This is a genomic window from Haloplanus sp. HW8-1, assembly GCF_023703795.1.
GTDB lineage: Archaea > Halobacteriota > Halobacteria > Halobacteriales > Haloferacaceae > Haloplanus > Haloplanus pelagicus.
The window spans coordinates 1,916,199-1,931,220 of the sequence record NZ_CP098518.1; the positions used below are offsets into that span (position 1 = coordinate 1,916,199).

A 15,022-nucleotide genomic window follows, 5' to 3' on the forward strand; every position below is an offset into this window, starting at 1 on the left:
CCACAGGAACGTCCCCACCACGAGTCCGGCGTGGAACGCGCCCCCGCCGGAGGATGACGACACGTCCCACACCCGAGTCACGACGGAGAGTCCCGCGCCGGCGGCGAAACACGCGATATCCGCTCGAACGGTGTAGGTGGTCCCGGGGCGGTCGTCCCCGGCGTCATCCTCGTCGGACGAACCGGATCCGGTAGTCGTAGTACATCCCGTCGTACAGCACTACCCCGGTTCCGGGATCCTCGACGTAGGCGTCCTTCTCGACGTTGCCGTCGAGGTAGGCGCGAGCGTGCAGGCCCCGCAGCACCGTCCGATACGCCTCGGAGTACGGGTGTGTCTCCTCGTACCCGTCGCGTGCGTCACGTATGATGGCCCGCGCGTCGTCCGGGAGGGCGTCCCGCGAGAGGCGAGCGGTGACGAACTGCGCCCGGAGGATGGCCTCCATGCGCTCGGGTGTCTCCGCGACCGGGTCGGCCGTCGCGCGGTAGACGGGTTCGTGGAACCGCTCGCGGCTCACTTCGACCGCGTAGACCGTCCCCCGGTAGCTGACGTGGCTCGGTCCGTCGTCGGCGAGGAGCCGACTCGCCTCGACCGCCGCCGCGTCCCGGTAGACGTAGCCACCGCGCTGGACCAGTCCCCACGGAACTCCGCCCTCGTTGCCCCGCGCTCGGGCGGCCATGTGGCCGACGTGGACCGCCGTTCGGTCCCGCTCAGGTAGATCGTCCGCCGCCGTCGCCGCCGGCACGTCCGCGTCGTCGACGTCGCCGACCGCCGACAGGCGGAGCACCGAACGTGTGACCGCGGCCTCGTCGACGACGACCGCCCCGAGGCGGTAGTACGTCCCTTCGTGGCGGGTGTAGACCGGGTCCTCTGGGCGTGCCCCGAACGGCCGGCGGTGCTGGCTCGTGACCCGTTCGCCGTCGAGCGTGGCCCTGAAGGCGTCCTCGTCCGCCGGCCGGTCGGTCTCGGCGAGGTCGACCACGTACCCCGACCGGAGGGTCGTCGGCTCGCTCGACAGGACGAGTTGGAGGGTGCGCGTCGGGCCGTCGCCGTTGCCGGCGTCGACGTCATCGAGACAGCCGGCCAGTCCGGCGACCCCGGCGGCGCCGGCCGCGAGGAAGCGTCGTCGATCCATGGTCGGCCGGTCGGCGTCCAGTGGGAAGCGTGTACCGGTGACTGAAAGCGCCGACTGAGTCTCGGGGCGGCCCCGGGAGCGAGCCGAGGGTATTTTCTCCACGGCGCGGGTGGAGCCGGTATGGCCATCCAGCCTCACCTACGGGTCGACGAGGGTGACGTTCGTGACGTGGCGCTCCTCCCCGGCGACCCGGGGCGCGTCGAGCGCATCGCCGATCACTGTGACGCGGCAGAGGAACTCGCACACAACCGTGAGTACCGCCTCGTCGACGCCGAGTACGCGGGCGTCCCCCTGACGATCTGTTCGACCGGCGTGGGGTCGCCCTCGGCGGCCATCGCGCTGGAGGAACTCGCGGCTGTCGGCGTCGAGACGGTGATCCGGCCGGGGACGACCGGGGCGCTCCAGGCGGACGTCGAGATCGGCGACATGGTGGTCGCGACGGGCGCCGCGAAAGAGGAGGGGACGACCAAGCGCTACGAGCGGGTGGAGTACCCGGCGGTCCCGGACTTCGCGGTGGTGCGGGCGCTGACCGACGCCGCCGAGGCGGCCGACGAGGCCGTCCACGTCGGGCCCATCGTCACCGACGACGCCTTCTACGCCGAGACGGACGACTACGTCGCCGACTGGGAGGACGCGGGCCTCCTCGCGGTGGAGATGGAGGCGGCCGCGCTCTTCGCGCTTGCCCGCCGGAAGGGACTCCGGGCGGGCGCGGTCTGCACCGTCGACGGCAACCTCGTCAGAGGGACCCAGAAGGGCTCCGGCGACGTCGCCGAGGACGAACTCCCGCCGAAGGCCCGGAACAACGTCGAGCGGATGATCCGCTTGGCCCTCGACGCCGCCGCCACGCTCGGGTGACGATGCTGGAGGGGGTGCTCGCCCGACTCGTCGCCGTCGGCCGCCGACTTCGACGGCTGGAACGGCGCGAACTCGCGGCGTTCGGCCGCTGGATTCAGCACACCGGCAATCTCCTCCACCTGACGGTGCTGGTGGCGGTCCCCCTGCTCATCGGCCTCGTGACCCTCATCTCGAACGCGCTCGCCGAACTCTCCTTCCTGCTCTTTCCGCCGCTCGCGTCCGGCGCGTACACACTCTTTTCCGACCCCGAGGGGCGCTATGCGTCCCCCTGGAAGTTCACCGTCGGCCTGGTCGTCGGCGCGTGCTGTGGGTGGGCAGCCCTCCGACTTCCGGTGTCCCTGCTCGCCGACACAGCGGTCGTCTCGCCAACCAGCGCCGCGCTCTCGATCTTCCTGACCGGCGCCGCGACGTGGCTCCTCGACGTCGAAGAGCCCGCGGCCTTCTCGACGGCGCTGCTCGTTCTCGTCACCGACGACGCCTCGCCCGAGGCCTACGTGACGAGCGTCGCGGTCTTCGGGGCGCTCGTCGCCGGCGTCTTCACCCTCTGGCGGTCGTGGTTCTACGAACGCCGTGCCCAGTACCTCTACGACACCGCACAGGGCGACGATCACGTCCTCGTCCCGATGCGTGGCGATCACGAGGCGGCCGAGCGGACGGCGCTGTTCGGTGCCACTCTCGCCGCCGCCCACGACGCGGGGAAGGTGGTGTTGTTGGGGATGGTCGACGACGGCGACCTCGACGACGCGGGCGACACGGCCGACGACCCCGCCACGACACGGGCCGCCGCCGAGCGGTTGGAAGCGACCGCCCGGACGGTACGGACGCGGGCTGGGGTTCCCTGCGAGGTGGTCGTCGCCCGCGGTGCGCCCGTCCCGACGACGGTCCAGACGGCGACGAACGCCAACTGCGACCTCGTGGTCACGCCGTACGAGGAAGAGCGGGGGCTCCTCTCGCCGTTCGTCCGCGGTGTCTTCGACAGCCGGTTCGACGCCGTCGCCTTCCGGTCGACGACGGGTCGACGTCGCTGGAAGCGCGTGCTCGTGACCGTCGCTCGCCCGGGCGACACCGCACACGCCATGCTCGATTTCGCCGCCCGGCTGGTCGGCCCGAGCGGAACCCTGAGCGTCTGTACCTGCATCGACGCCGAGGTGGAGCGACGGGGTGCCGAGTCGCGACTGGCCGACCTCGCGGAGACGGTCGACGTCGACGTGGAGACGCGGGTGGCCCGGAGCCGCGTCACCGAGTTCATCGGCGCCAACGCCGGCGGGTACGATCTGCTGGTGGTCGGGTCCTCCGGCGACCGTTCCAAGGCCTCGCGCTTCCTCTCGCCGCCGACGTTCGAGCGTCTGCGCGACGTGGACTGTGACGTGGCCGTCGTCGACCGAGGGCGGCCTTAGATCTCGTCGAGCAGGCGATCAGCGACCGCCTCGGTGTCCACGTCCCGCCCCCCGAGGGCGGACTCGACGAGCAGGTGGCCGCCGATGCTTGCGGGGCTGATGACCGTATCGGCACCCGCCCGCCGGAGTTTGTCGACGTTCTCTCGCTGGGTCGCCGCGGCGACGATGTGGACGTCGGGCGCGAGGTGTCGTGCCGTAAGGATCGCCAGCGCGTCCGCTGCGTCGTCGTTCGTCGCGGCGACGACGGCACGCGCCTCCTCGATGTGGGCACGGCACAGCGTCTCCTCGTCGCTGGTGTCGCCGGTGAGCGTGTCGATGCCCCGCTCCCCGAGCGTGCGGGCCTTCTCGCCGTCCGGTGTGACGACGAGGAACGTCGATTTCCCGCGCAGTTCCTGCACGATGGCCTCGGTCAGGTCGCCGTAACCGAGGACGAGTACGTGATCGTCGAGCAAGTCGAGTTCTGATTGTGTCATCTTTCCGAGTGCCTTGACGAGTCTGGCTTCGATGGCTGGGGTCAGCAGGACCCCGAGCGCGATGGCGAAACTCGCCGTGCCGACGACGAGCGCCGAGATACCGAACAGCCGCGCCACCGCCGTTTGTGGCGTGATGTCGCCGTAGCCGACGGTGCTAGAGGTGACGACGGCGAAGTAGACGGCGTCGAGCAGCGTCTGCATTCCCCCGAACTCCTCGCGAAGCGCGTAGGCGCCCGCGGTGATGTACACCTGCGACCCCGAGAGCGCGAGCAACGCGGCGAGTTGGGTCGCCGAGAAGTCGACCGAACGCTCGAACCGACGACGGTTGAGCGCGACGGCGGGCAGAGCGAGCGTCGACAGCACCACCAGCGGGATGGACGTCTCGCTCGCCTGGACGAGCCCCTGTCCCGCCGACACGACGAGCAGGCAGAGCGTGGCGTACCACGCGGACCGCAGTCCACGCCGCAGGCCGAGGGCGCTGGCGAGGAGGAGAAATCCCGTGAGCGTGCCAGTGAACCCGGCGGTGGTACGGGCGACGGGGGGGACAAAGGGAACGAGCGGACGGCCCACGGGCGCAGTCATGTGGACGACCCCCGTCACCATCGAGAGCGCGCCCGCGAGGAGCGTCAGCCCCACGGCCGCTTGCACCCCGACGAGTCGCTCGCCACGACTCACAGCCATGTCTCTCCCCTCGCGGACGGACTGTATAAAGTGTCCGTCCCGATCCCCCTAGGGATTTAGGCTTCGGCCGCGAGACCCGATCATGGCTTCCTTTCCGGTCGAAGTTCTTTTCGGCATTTATGTCGGGGTTCTGACCGGCATCGTGCCCGCACTCGTCTCTTGGGCGTTCGGCTTCGTGTTCAAGTACGTCACCGGCGTCACCGTTCCCGCCTTCGGTGTGGTCGTCCTCGCGGTGGCCATCGCCGGCGTCAACGGCGGGCTGCTGGCGCTGAACGACCCCACCTTCACCCGGTCGGAGAACCAGGTCAGACTGACCGTCGCCGTCGTCGTCGTCCTGATGATCTCGTTGTACGCGCACAACGCGGGCGACAAGATGGGGGTGTCGTTCCCCCGGAAACTGTCGCTTCGCAAACTCACCGAGCGCACCCTCTCGACCGACGTCGTCGAACTCGTCGGCGGTCGGGGGGAGGTGCGGGTAACCGTCTCCGGCGACGTGGGCGACATGGAGGGATATCCGCCCATCCCTGCCGACCTCCGCCGTGAGATCCGCGAGTGGAGGGCCTCCTTCCCCGCGGACGTGCCGGTGGTGGAACTGGAGACGCGGGTGACCGACCGCCTCCGCACGGAGTTCGACCTCGCGGACGTCTCCGTGACCCTCGACGAACGGGCGCGGGCGACGGTGAGCGCCGCGCCGCCCCTGGGTGGCCTCTCGAAGCGCATCCCTACGGGGAAGCGGGGCGTCTCCGTTCGCACGCTCCTGCCGACCGGCACCGCCCGCGGCGACGAGGTGTCGCTCGTGACGCCCGACCGAACCTACCGGGGAACCGTCGTGAGTCTGCGAAGTGATCGCGCCCGCGAGGCCGTCGCCACCGCGGCACGCCCGGGGACGCCCGCCGACGCGTCCGACGCCGAAACGGCTCCGCCGACTCCCGCGGTTCCCGTGGCCGACGGCGGCGAGGGGCGACTGACCGTCGCCGTCGACGCCGGCGGTGCGGAGTCGCTGCTCGGGTCGGCCGTGACCCGCCTCGCCGTCCAGTCACGTGGGACCCGCCGCGAGTACGAACTCCTCAGTCTGCTCCGACAGGCAGGCAACCGGATCGGAAAGGTGACGCTCCGTGACGGGGCCCCGGTCGCCGCCACGACCATCGGCGACGCGGCGCTGCGGGACGCCTACGGCGTGACCGTCCTCGCCGTGCGCCACGAGGGTCACTGGCAGTTCGCACCCCGCGGCTCGCAGGCGCTCGCGGCCGGCGACGACCTCTTTGTCGTCGGAACGTTCGACGCCCTCTCGGCGTTTCGGGAGGCGGTCGCGTGATTCTCTCCCTCCCGGGGCAGGTGTCGGTGCCCGCCGTCGATCCCTCGCTGCTGCGCACGCTCACGCAGTTGATCGCGTTCGTTGTCGGCGCCGCCCTCGTCAGCGGCGTCGCGGCGCTGACGTATCGCTGGTACACCAAACTCCGGCTCCCGCTCTGGCTGTCGATACTTCTGGGCCTCTCGACTGTCGCGCTGACGCTCAACACCGTCGGCGTGTTCACCGACCTCCTGAGCGGCGAAATGGCCATCTTCTCGCCCGCCCGCGTCGTCTTCAACGTCCTCGCACTCGGGACGGGGGCGGTTGCAGCCCCGGTCGGGCGCCTCGTGGGCGACCGGATCGCGACCGACGTGTTCGCGGTAGCGGGCGCCAGAGAACTCGACGTCGAACTGAGCCGCATCGTGCGCTCGGTTGGCCGGATCACGGACGTGACGTTGCCGGAAGATCCCGGCGATATCGCGGACATCGAGGGGTACGACCCCGTCGCCGCCGCGACCAAGGAGGCGCTCGCGGGCAAGACGCTCATCTTTCCTCGTCGGCTGACCCTCGCCGACATGGAGGCACGCCTCGTCACCCGTCTGCAGGACGACTACGGCGTCGGCAACGTCGATGCGGAGCTGTCGGCCGACGGCACCGTCGAGTACCTCGCGCTCGGCAGTCGCGCGACTGGCATCGGGCCGACACTCGCACCCGGAACCGTCGCCGTCGCGGTCCGGGCCGACCCCGCCAACGCCGCCAGCCCCGGCGACCGCGTCCAGGTGTGGCGCACGGATCCGGAGCCGAAACGACTGCTGACGGCCGAACTCCGCGCGCACGCCGAGGACGTGGCCACCCTCGCGGTCGACGAGGAAGACACCACGCGACTCGACGCCGCCGAGACCTACCGGCTGGTGACGCTGCCGTCCGAGCCACGGGCCGAACGCGAGTTCGCCTCGCTCCTGCGCGCGGCCGAGGAGACGATGTACGTCATCACGGTCGCCGCGGGGAGCGACCTCGTGGGGACGTCGGTCGACGCGCTGGACGTCACGGTCGTGGCGGTCAAAGGCGAGGACGGCGGTATCGACACGCTCGCCCGCGACCGGACGCTCGCGGCCGGCGACGAGGTGTACCTCGTGAGCCGCCCGGAGGCGTTCCGCCGGCTGGAGTCCCGGAGTCGCCCCCCCGAGACACAATCCTCTTGACCGGCGGGGTGTGAGACACGCGCATGCAGTGGAAGCTGTTCGCGGATCTCGCGGAGGTCGCCGGTGATCGGGAGGTTCGCGTCGACGTCGGTCCGGGGGCGACGGTCGGCGACGCCCTCGAGGAACTGTTCGAGACCAAGCCGGCGCTCCGCGACCGCGTTCTCGACGACTCCGGCGCGGTCGCCGACCACATCAACGTGCTCCGCAACGGCGAGAACGTCCACGCGGCCGACGGACTGGCGACGGCTCTTGAGGACGATGACGAACTCGCGCTGTTCCCGCCGGTGAGCGGCGGGACGCAGTAGCGTTAGTCCGGGCGCGGCCGGGAGATGAACAGCGTCTGGACGAGGTTGAACGGGTCGTACGTCGACTGGTGACACTGGCAGTAGACGCTGTTGGGGTTCCCGAACCGGGCGGCGTCGGCGGACTGCTTGTACCCCGGGACACAGCAGAAGTGGGTACACTTGTTGAGCCAGGCGATGAACCCCTCGGACGTGCTCGCCTGGAGCCACTCGTCGTCCTGGGCGGCCTCCTCGATGCGCGTACTTCGGAGCAGCTGGATGGGGACCACGTCACTGGCGTCCTCGGAGCGCCACCGGCCGCTCGCGGGCTTTCCCGTCCCCGAGTCGCCGATGCCGTTGCCCCACTCCTCGTAGTCGTTGAAGTCGTCGACGTGGAAGCGGTCGCCTTCCTCCTTGCTGGCGGATTGCCAGTCGTAGGCCGGGTTCGATCCCGTCCGGAAGTAGTTATCGCTCTCGTAGCCGGGCTGGATGCCCGCGTACCCCTCGACGCCGCAGTACTGGAACCACTCCGAGGAGTACGTCGATCCGCCGAGGTCCATCTCGGCGATCTGGATCTGCCGACCGCCCTGCGTGACGGTTTCGACGTCCGGCCAGACGCCTTTGATGTATCCCTCCGAGTCGATCTCGATCGGAATCTGGGGCATCCCGCGCGGTGCCGGCCCCCCGGTGTTCTCGATGGCCCACGCCTGGGTACTCCCCCCACCAGCCCCGGGCGAGGCGGTCGCGCTGTTGACGGTGACCGTCCCGACGGCGCCGACGCCGGCGAGCGCCGAGCCACCGACGACCCCTTTCACGAACCGTCGCCGGCCACTGTCTTCGGGATACTTATCGTCCGCGCTCATGCCCGAACCTTGGTGTGGGACGTAAAAAGCATGACGAAGTACCCGGCCACGTCCGGCGTCTGCTTCCCGCGACGGCACGCGTCGCCGCGCTCAGTGCCACGGGGCGTTCGAGAAGTCGACGACCCGCTCTTCGCGATCGATCCCGTCGATCTTCGCCAGATCCGCGTCGTCGAGGTCGAGACCGAGCGCCGCGTAGTTCTCCCGGATGTGGTCCGGAGTCCCCGACTTCGGGACGGGGACGACACGCTCCTTCGAGAGCGCCCACGCGAGCGACACCTGCGCCGGCGTGGCGTCGTGTTTCTCGGCCACCTGCCGGATCTCGGGGACGTCCGCGACGGCGTTGCGCGCGATGGGGGCGTACGCGACGACGTGGTAGCCGTGGCGGCGCGCGTGTTCGCGGAGCGGTTCCTGCTGGCAGAGCGGGTGCAGTTCGATCTGGTGGGCCGCCGGCGGCTCGCCGAGGCGGTCGATCGCCTCGTCGAGTTGGACGGGGGTGAAGTTACTGACTCCGACGTTCCGGGCCAGTCCCCTCTCCCGCGCCTCGACGAGTGCCGGAAGCGTCTCCGCGGGGTCGTAGGTGTCGAGCGGCCAGTGGACGTACAGTAGATCGAGGGCGTCGACGCCGAGTCGGTCGACGCGCTCTCGTGCGCTCGCGAGGAAGTCGTCGTGTCCGAGGCGGTCACGCCACACCTTCGAGGCGAGGCTCACGTCCTCGCGGGGCACGTCGCTCGCCGCGAGCCCCGCGCCGACGGCCGCCTCGTTGCCGTAGTACTCGGCGGTGTCGACGTGTCGATAGCCCGTCGCAAGTGCCGTCCGGACGGCGTCGCGACAGCGGTCGGGGTCGGTCAACTGGTAGGTGCCGAAACCGAGTCGGGGAAGGTCCATACCCGGTCGAGAGACTCGACCGCCTCGAATCCTGCGGCTGTGAATCGTCCGTCGAAGCCGTCGAGTGCGACCAGCCCCCACGCTGCTCGCCCAGGCGAAACGATTTTGATGCGCGCTCGCGCACGGTCGGTATGCCGACGGAACCCGAGACAGGGTACGACCCGGAACTGGGTCGGAAGTTCGTTTTCGTGACCGGCGGGGTGATGTCCGGTCTCGGCAAGGGAATCACGGCCGCCAGCACCGGCCGTCTCCTGTCGAACGCGGGCTTCGACGTGACCGCGGTAAAGATCGATCCCTACCTGAACGTGGACGCGGGGACGATGAATCCCTACCAGCACGGGGAGGTGTACGTGCTGAAAGACGGGGGTGAGGTCGACCTAGACTTGGGGAACTACGAACGGTTCCTCGGGACCGACATGACCTTCGACCACAACGTCACCACGGGGAAGACGTACAAACACGTCATCGAGAAGGAGCGGGCGGGCGACTATCTGGGGAATACGGTCCAGATCATCCCGCATATCACCGACGACATCAAGCGGCGGATCCGCGAGGCCGCCGAGGGGACCGACGTGTGTCTCGTCGAGGTCGGTGGGACGGTCGGTGACATCGAGGGGATGCCCTACCTCGAAGCCCTCAGACAGTTCGCCCACGAGGAGGACGACGGAGACGTCCTCTTCGCGCACGTGACGCTCGTGCCGTACTCGAAAAACGGCGAGCAGAAGACCAAACCCACCCAGCACAGCGTGAAGGAACTCCGGTCGATCGGCCTCCAGCCGGACGTCCTCGTCGGGCGGTGCGAAGACCGTCTGGACCCCGAGACCAAAGAGAAGATCGCGCTGTTCTGTGACGTACCGACCGACGCCGTCTTCTCGAATCCCGACGTCGAGGACATCTACCACGTCCCCCTGATGGTCGAGGACGAAGGGCTGGACGAGTACGTGATGGAGCGGCTGAACATCGCCGATGAGGCGCTCCCACCGGCGGAGCGTGACAGTCGCTGGCGCGACCTCGTCACCCGCGAACGGACCGGCGAGATCGAGGTCGCCCTCGTCGGCAAGTACGCCCTCGAGGACGCGTACATCTCGATCCACGAGGCGCTGAAACACGCGGGCATCGAGAAACAGGTCGACGTGAACGTCCTCTGGGTCGACGCCGACGAGATGCGGGATCACCACACCGAACGCCTCCGCGAGGCCGACGCGGTGGTCGTTCCCGGCGGCTTTGGCTCCCGGGGCGCCGAGGGGAAGATCGAGGCGATCCGCTACGCACGCGAGAACGACGTGCCCTTCCTCGGCCTCTGTCTCGGCTTCCAGATGGCCGTCGTCGAGTACGCACGAAACGTCCTCGGTCTGGAAGGCGCCCACTCCGCGGAGATCGACGAAGAGACGCCCTACCCCGTGATCGACCTCCTGCCCGAGCAGTACGACCTCGAGGACCTGGGCGGGACGATGCGCCTCGGCGCCCACGAGACCGAGATCGATCCGGGGACGCTCGCCCACGAGGTGTACGACGCCGAGGTCTGCACCGAGCGCCACCGGCACCGGTACGAGGTCAACCCCGAGTACATCGACGACCTCGAAGCCGGCGCCCTCACCTTCTCCGGGCGTGCGGGCAACCGGATGGAACTCGTCGAACTCGACGACCACCCGTACTTCCTCGGGACGCAGTTTCACCCCGAATTCCGCTCGCGCCCCGACCGTGCGAGTCCCCCGTTCGTCGGTCTCGTCGACGCCGTCCTCGACCGCGTCGCCGAGGAACGGGAGGTGGAGGCCTGATGGTCGACGTCGACGAATTCATCGCGGAGGCGACCGCGGAGATCGAGTCCGAGATCGGCGACGCGAACGCCATCATCGCGCTCTCGGGCGGCGTCGACTCGTCGGTCGCGGCCGCGCTGGCCTACCGCGCCATCGGCGACCGTCTCACGCCCGTCTACGTCGACACCGGGCTGATGCGGAAAGGGGAGACTGAGGGGATCCGCGAGACGTTCTCCTTCATGGACAGCCTGCGGATCGTCGAGGCACAGGACCGCTTCCTCGACGCCCTCGAAGGCGTGACCGACCCCGAGGAGAAGCGCCACGCCATCGGCGAAGGGTTCATCCGCGAGTTCGAACGCGAGGCCCGGGAGGCCGACGCCGACTACCTCGTCCAGGGGACCATCTACCCCGACCGCATCGAGAGCGAGGGTAACATCAAGTCCCACCACAACGTCGGCGGACTGCCCGACGTGATCGACTTCGAGGGCATCGTCGAACCCGTCCGCGACCTCTACAAGGACGAGGTGCGGGAGGTCGCCCGCGCCCTCGACCTCGAAGAGGTGGTCTCGGAACGGATGCCCTTCCCCGGGCCGGGACTCGCCGTTCGCATCCTCGGCGAGGTGACCGAGGAGAAACTGGACGTGGCCCGCGAGGCGTGTCACATCGTCGAGGAGGAGGTCGAAGAACACGATCCGTGGCAGGCCTTCGCGGCCGTCATCGGCAAGGCGACCGGCGTCAAGGGCGACAACCGGGTCCACGGCTGGGTGGTCGCCGTCCGGTCGGTCGAGAGCCGAGACGGCATGACCGCCCGCGCCCAGGATCTCCCGTGGGAGACCCTGCAACGGATTCAGAGCCGCATCACCGGCGAGAACGACGACGTCGCCCGCGTCGTCTACGACGTGACCCACAAACCGCCCGCGACCATCGAGTACGAATGACCCGGGCCATCGTCGCCGGCCCGGACGACGCCGGCCTCGGGACCGCCTTGGAGACGGAAGGGATCGAGGTGTGCCGTGTCGAGGGCGTCCTCACCGCCGCAGTGCTCGACGACGCCGGCCTAGCCGACGCCGACCTGTTCGTCCTCACGGATCTCGACGAGGCGACGGCCATCACCGTCGCCAAGGACCGCAACCCCGACGTCCGGGTTGTCGTCTACAGCCACGACTCCCTGCCCGAGTTCGTGCGCGGGCAGGCCGACCTCGCGATGGATCCCGACCTGTTCGGCGTCGACATGGTCGCCGAGGAACTGGCCTGAGTGCCGTCGCCGAAGCCCCATCGTTAAGACGCAGGCGGCCGATTTTCCCCCATGACCCTCGACCGACTGGAGACGCTCGACCCGGCCCCCGAGGAGGTACTGACGGCCGAGTTGGTCGTCAACGACGACGTGTTGGTGAAAGCCTTCGCGCTCGGCCCCGGCGCGGAACTCGACGCCCACGCCCACGCCGATAGCACGAACGTCTTCCACGTGCTCCGGGGTACGGTGACCGTGGTTCAGGGCGGCGAGACGGAGGCCATCACGGCCCCCGGCGTCGTCCACCATCAGCGCGGCGTGAGTCACGGTGCCCGGAACGAGACGGACGAGGTGGCGGTGTTCACCGCCAGCCTCTGTCCGATGCCCGGGTCCGGATGAGGTCGCCCCCGTCCGTCCCCTCGCTGTTTCGGTGAGTCAGTCATGCCACACACGAGCGTCACTGCCCACGCCCGACTTCACTTCGGGTTCTGTAACCTGAGCCTCGCAAACGAACGCCTCTATGGGAGCCTCGGCGTCGGCCTCGACCGGCCGTCGGTGACCGTCACCGCGTCGCCGGCCGCCGCCGTCGACTGCGAGCATCCGACCGTCCGGGAGTACGCCGCACGGTCGGTCAACCTCCTCGGCGTCGACGGCGCAGAGGTGGCCGTCGAGAGCGCGTTCCCGAGACACGTCGGCCTCGGGAGTGGAACCCAGTTCGCGCTCGCGACGCTCGCCGCGGTCGCGCGCGCCCACGACCGGACGGTCGACGTCCGGGACCGCGCTCCGGACCTCGGCCGCGGCGGCCGGTCGGGCGTCGGCGTCGCCACCTTCGAGGACGGCGGGTTCGTCCTTGACGCCGGCCACCCGACCGCCCGGTTCACCACCGACCGGCCGGCGGTCGGCAAGTGGTCGGTGCCGCCGGTCGCGGCCCGACATCCCATCCCCTCCGACTGGCGCTTTCTGGTCGTCGTCCCCGACGCCCCCTCGGGGCCGAGCGGCGACGCCGAGGATCGAAGCATGCGCTCGGCCGTGGAGTCGGCGGCGGCGGCGCCGAGCGACCGCCTCGCCGGCGTGATCCTCCGGCGCGTCCTGCCGGCGATCACGGAGGGATCGGTCGAGCGGTTCGGCGCCGCCCTCGCCGAGGTCGGTCGCCTCAACGGCACTTGGTACGCGGACGAACAGGGCGGCGTCTACCGGCCGCCGGCGGGCGAACTCGTCGCCGCCCTCGACGACGAACCGGCGGTCGACGGGGCCGGGCAGTCCTCGTGGGGACCGGCGGTCTACGGCGTGACCGACGCCGAGCGCGAGACGGCGGCACGGGCGGCGGGGCGGGCGGCCCTCGACGCGGCGGGCGTCGACGGACGCGTCCTCGTCGCCGACGGGCGAAACCGGGGCGCCGAAGCGATGACGGGGGAGCGGTAGCTCCCGGCCTTCCGGTGCCGAAACGAGCGGTTCAGTCCCCGGATCCGGACGGGCTGACGGTGAACTCGACCAGTTCGTAAGCGTCGTCGCCGCGGACGGTCCCCGGATTTACTCCCCGTACCGGCTCGGTGTTCCAGTAGATGCGGATCCGCACGCCGTCGGTCGTCCCAGTCGGGTCCAGATACACGGTCTCCCCGGCCTCCCAGGTGTCGCCGATGCCGACCTGCGGCGGGCGACCGCCGGACGACTCGGAGAACCGTTCCCGCTCGCTCGCGTACGACTCGTCTGCCGGGTGGGCGCCACCCGGCGGGCCACCGATGTCGAGCGCCTTCGACCCGCTGACGTAGAGTCGATCGATCCTGACCGCGTCGCCATCTTCGAGCGTCACCGCCACCGTCGCGTCGCCCCCGTCGTCTATCGTCGTGTGTGAGACGCTGATCGTCGGCGACGGGGGCGGCACGTCGCTTCCCTCGGTGAGGACGAACGCCGAGACGGCCGTGCTGATGATCACGACGATCGCCACCAGCAGAACCAGCCCGACGACCGCCGAGGCCGCCCGCTCGCGCTCGTACGCGTCACTTCCCATGCAATCGAGTTTACATCCTTCGGCTAAATACTCTCGCCCGGATCACGAGCCACCGTGCAGTCGCGACGCTCCCCGCCACGTCCGCCGCCTCGCCGCAACGACTAACCCACCGACGGCCATACCCCCCACATGGCTCGCATTCCCTTCGGTATCTCCCGACTCGACTCGATCATCGGCGGGGGGGCGCCACCGGGGAGCGTCGTCCTCCTGACCGGCGAGGCCGGGGCGGGCGCCCGCGAGTTTCTCCACACCAGCGCCGCGATGAACGGGCTGTACCACGGGGATCGCGAGGCGTTCGAACTCCACTACGGCGACCTGGAATCGGCCGCCGAACCTCCGCCAGAGATCCACTACATCTCTTTTACTGCCGGCCGCGACCACCTCGAACAGGAACTCTCCTACACGATGGACGAGGATCTCGTCCACTCGGCCGTCGAGCACATTCGGTTTCGCGACCTCTCGCCCGAGTACTTCCAGTTGAGCCCCATCCCCCGGGAGTGGTACGCCGGCGAGGCCCAGTCGGTGAGCGACCTGGCCACCCGGGAGCGACTGGAGACCGCGTTGAGCGCGCTCGGGGAGTACCTCGGCGAGCACGCGCCCGGGAACCTCGTCCTCGTCGACTCCATCACGGACCTCGTCGCGGCCGTCAGCGACGACATGTCATGGAGCGACATCGCCCTGCTGATGAAGGGAATCCAGAAGGCGGCCTACGAGTGGGGCGGGTTGATCCTCCTCCTCGTCCAGGGCGAAACCCTCCAACCGACCGAACTCGGGCATCTGATGGACGCCGCCTCCGGGACCCTGCAGTTCGAGTGGGAGAGCGGCGGATCGAAACGTGCCCGGACGATGTTCGTCAAGGAGTTCCGTGGCGTCCTCTCCAGGCTCGAAGCGGAGAACGTCATCCGCTTCGAGACGGAGGTCCACGAGGGCGGCTTCGACGTGAGCGGCGTCCGGAAGATCCGCTAG

General features: G+C 69.6%; 16 protein-coding genes. 11 read left to right on the forward strand and 5 right to left on the reverse strand.

What is annotated here, in order from left to right; translation table 11 throughout:
- Positions 1 to 163: 163 nt before the first annotated feature.
- The gene (locus tag NBT82_RS10250) at positions 164 to 1,132 is read right to left on the reverse strand and encodes a hypothetical protein (RefSeq protein ID WP_251328027.1); all 969 of its coding nucleotides are present in this window, start codon (positions 1,130 to 1,132) and stop codon (positions 164 to 166) included.
- A 120-nt stretch (positions 1,133 to 1,252) separates the two neighbouring features.
- On the opposite strand from NBT82_RS10250, the gene NBT82_RS10255 reads away from it, so the two are divergent.
- Both NBT82_RS10255 and NBT82_RS10260 read left to right on the forward strand, forming a co-directional pair.
- Positions 1,253 to 1,987 (forward strand): nucleoside phosphorylase, encoded by a 735-nt coding sequence (locus NBT82_RS10255; RefSeq protein ID WP_251328028.1) that lies wholly within the window; start codon positions 1,253 to 1,255, stop codon positions 1,985 to 1,987.
- Between the two features lie 2 nt (positions 1,988 to 1,989).
- The gene (locus NBT82_RS10260) at positions 1,990 to 3,384 is read left to right on the forward strand and encodes a universal stress protein (RefSeq protein WP_251328029.1); all 1,395 of its coding nucleotides are present in this window, start codon (positions 1,990 to 1,992) and stop codon (positions 3,382 to 3,384) included.
- Here the strand turns inward: NBT82_RS10260 and NBT82_RS10265 are convergent.
- Positions 3,381 to 4,532, reverse strand: coding sequence for an NAD-binding protein (locus tag NBT82_RS10265; RefSeq protein WP_425601770.1), 1,152 nt, complete (start codon positions 4,530 to 4,532; stop codon positions 3,381 to 3,383). The genes NBT82_RS10260 and NBT82_RS10265 overlap by 4 nt on opposite strands.
- An 88-nt stretch (positions 4,533 to 4,620) precedes the next feature.
- Between NBT82_RS10265 and NBT82_RS10270 the strand changes: the two genes are divergently transcribed.
- Genes NBT82_RS10270 through NBT82_RS10280 form a run of 3 tightly spaced genes read left to right on the forward strand, consistent with a single transcriptional unit; the run spans position 4,621 to position 7,336 of the window.
- Positions 4,621 to 5,853 carry a potassium channel family protein gene (locus NBT82_RS10270; RefSeq protein ID WP_251328031.1) on the forward strand — a complete coding sequence of 411 codons (1,233 nt, stop codon included), beginning with the start codon at positions 4,621 to 4,623 and terminating at the stop codon, positions 5,851 to 5,853.
- A complete protein-coding gene (locus tag NBT82_RS10275; protein WP_251328032.1) occupies positions 5,850 to 7,031 on the forward strand; it encodes a DUF8167 domain-containing protein in 1,182 nt (393 codons plus the stop codon). The genes NBT82_RS10270 and NBT82_RS10275 overlap by 4 nt, the downstream gene beginning before the upstream one ends.
- A 23-nt stretch (positions 7,032 to 7,054) precedes the next feature.
- Entirely contained in the window at positions 7,055 to 7,336 is a 282-nt protein-coding gene (locus NBT82_RS10280; protein WP_251328033.1) for a ubiquitin-like small modifier protein 1, read from the forward strand.
- Positions 7,337 to 7,338: 2 nt separating this feature from the next.
- Here the strand turns inward: NBT82_RS10280 and NBT82_RS10285 are convergent, their stop codons facing one another.
- Both NBT82_RS10285 and NBT82_RS10290 read right to left on the reverse strand, forming a co-directional pair.
- A complete protein-coding gene (locus NBT82_RS10285) occupies positions 7,339 to 8,175 on the reverse strand; it encodes a Rieske (2Fe-2S) protein (protein ID WP_251328034.1) in 837 nt (278 codons plus the stop codon).
- Between the two features lie 90 nt (positions 8,176 to 8,265).
- The gene (locus NBT82_RS10290) at positions 8,266 to 9,060 is read right to left on the reverse strand and encodes an aldo/keto reductase (protein WP_251328035.1); all 795 of its coding nucleotides are present in this window, start codon (positions 9,058 to 9,060) and stop codon (positions 8,266 to 8,268) included.
- Between the two features lie 131 nt (positions 9,061 to 9,191).
- Here NBT82_RS10290 and pyrG point away from each other — a divergent pair, with 131 nt between their 5' ends.
- From pyrG to NBT82_RS10315, 5 genes are read left to right on the forward strand one after another with little or no spacing between them, the layout of a single operon-like run.
- Positions 9,192 to 10,838: a glutamine hydrolyzing CTP synthase gene (gene pyrG / locus NBT82_RS10295; RefSeq protein WP_251328036.1), complete on the forward strand. Its 1,647-nt coding sequence runs from the start codon at positions 9,192 to 9,194 to the stop codon at positions 10,836 to 10,838.
- Positions 10,838 to 11,755 carry a glutamine-hydrolyzing GMP synthase gene (guaA, locus tag NBT82_RS10300; RefSeq protein WP_251328037.1) on the forward strand — a complete coding sequence of 306 codons (918 nt, stop codon included), beginning with the start codon at positions 10,838 to 10,840 and terminating at the stop codon, positions 11,753 to 11,755. The genes pyrG and guaA overlap by 1 nt, the downstream gene beginning before the upstream one ends.
- Positions 11,752 to 12,072 (forward strand): DUF7126 family protein, encoded by a 321-nt coding sequence (locus NBT82_RS10305; RefSeq protein ID WP_251328038.1) that lies wholly within the window; start codon positions 11,752 to 11,754, stop codon positions 12,070 to 12,072. Before guaA ends, NBT82_RS10305 begins: the two co-directional genes overlap by 4 nt.
- Positions 12,073 to 12,123: 51 nt before the next feature.
- Entirely contained in the window at positions 12,124 to 12,447 is a 324-nt protein-coding gene (locus NBT82_RS10310; protein WP_251328039.1) for a cupin domain-containing protein, read from the forward strand.
- Between the two features lie 42 nt (positions 12,448 to 12,489).
- Positions 12,490 to 13,470, forward strand: coding sequence for a beta-ribofuranosylaminobenzene 5'-phosphate synthase family protein (locus NBT82_RS10315; RefSeq protein WP_251328040.1), 981 nt, complete (start codon positions 12,490 to 12,492; stop codon positions 13,468 to 13,470).
- A 31-nt stretch (positions 13,471 to 13,501) separates the two neighbouring features.
- Here the strand turns inward: NBT82_RS10315 and NBT82_RS10320 are convergent, their stop codons facing one another.
- Complete coding sequence (locus NBT82_RS10320) at positions 13,502 to 14,056, reverse strand: type IV pilin N-terminal domain-containing protein (protein WP_251328041.1); 555 nt, start codon at positions 14,054 to 14,056, stop codon at positions 13,502 to 13,504.
- Positions 14,057 to 14,185: 129 nt separating this feature from the next.
- Here NBT82_RS10320 and NBT82_RS10325 point away from each other — a divergent pair, with 129 nt between their 5' ends.
- Positions 14,186 to 15,022, forward strand: a complete 837-nt coding sequence (locus NBT82_RS10325; protein ID WP_251328042.1) for an RAD55 family ATPase — start codon at positions 14,186 to 14,188, stop codon at positions 15,020 to 15,022.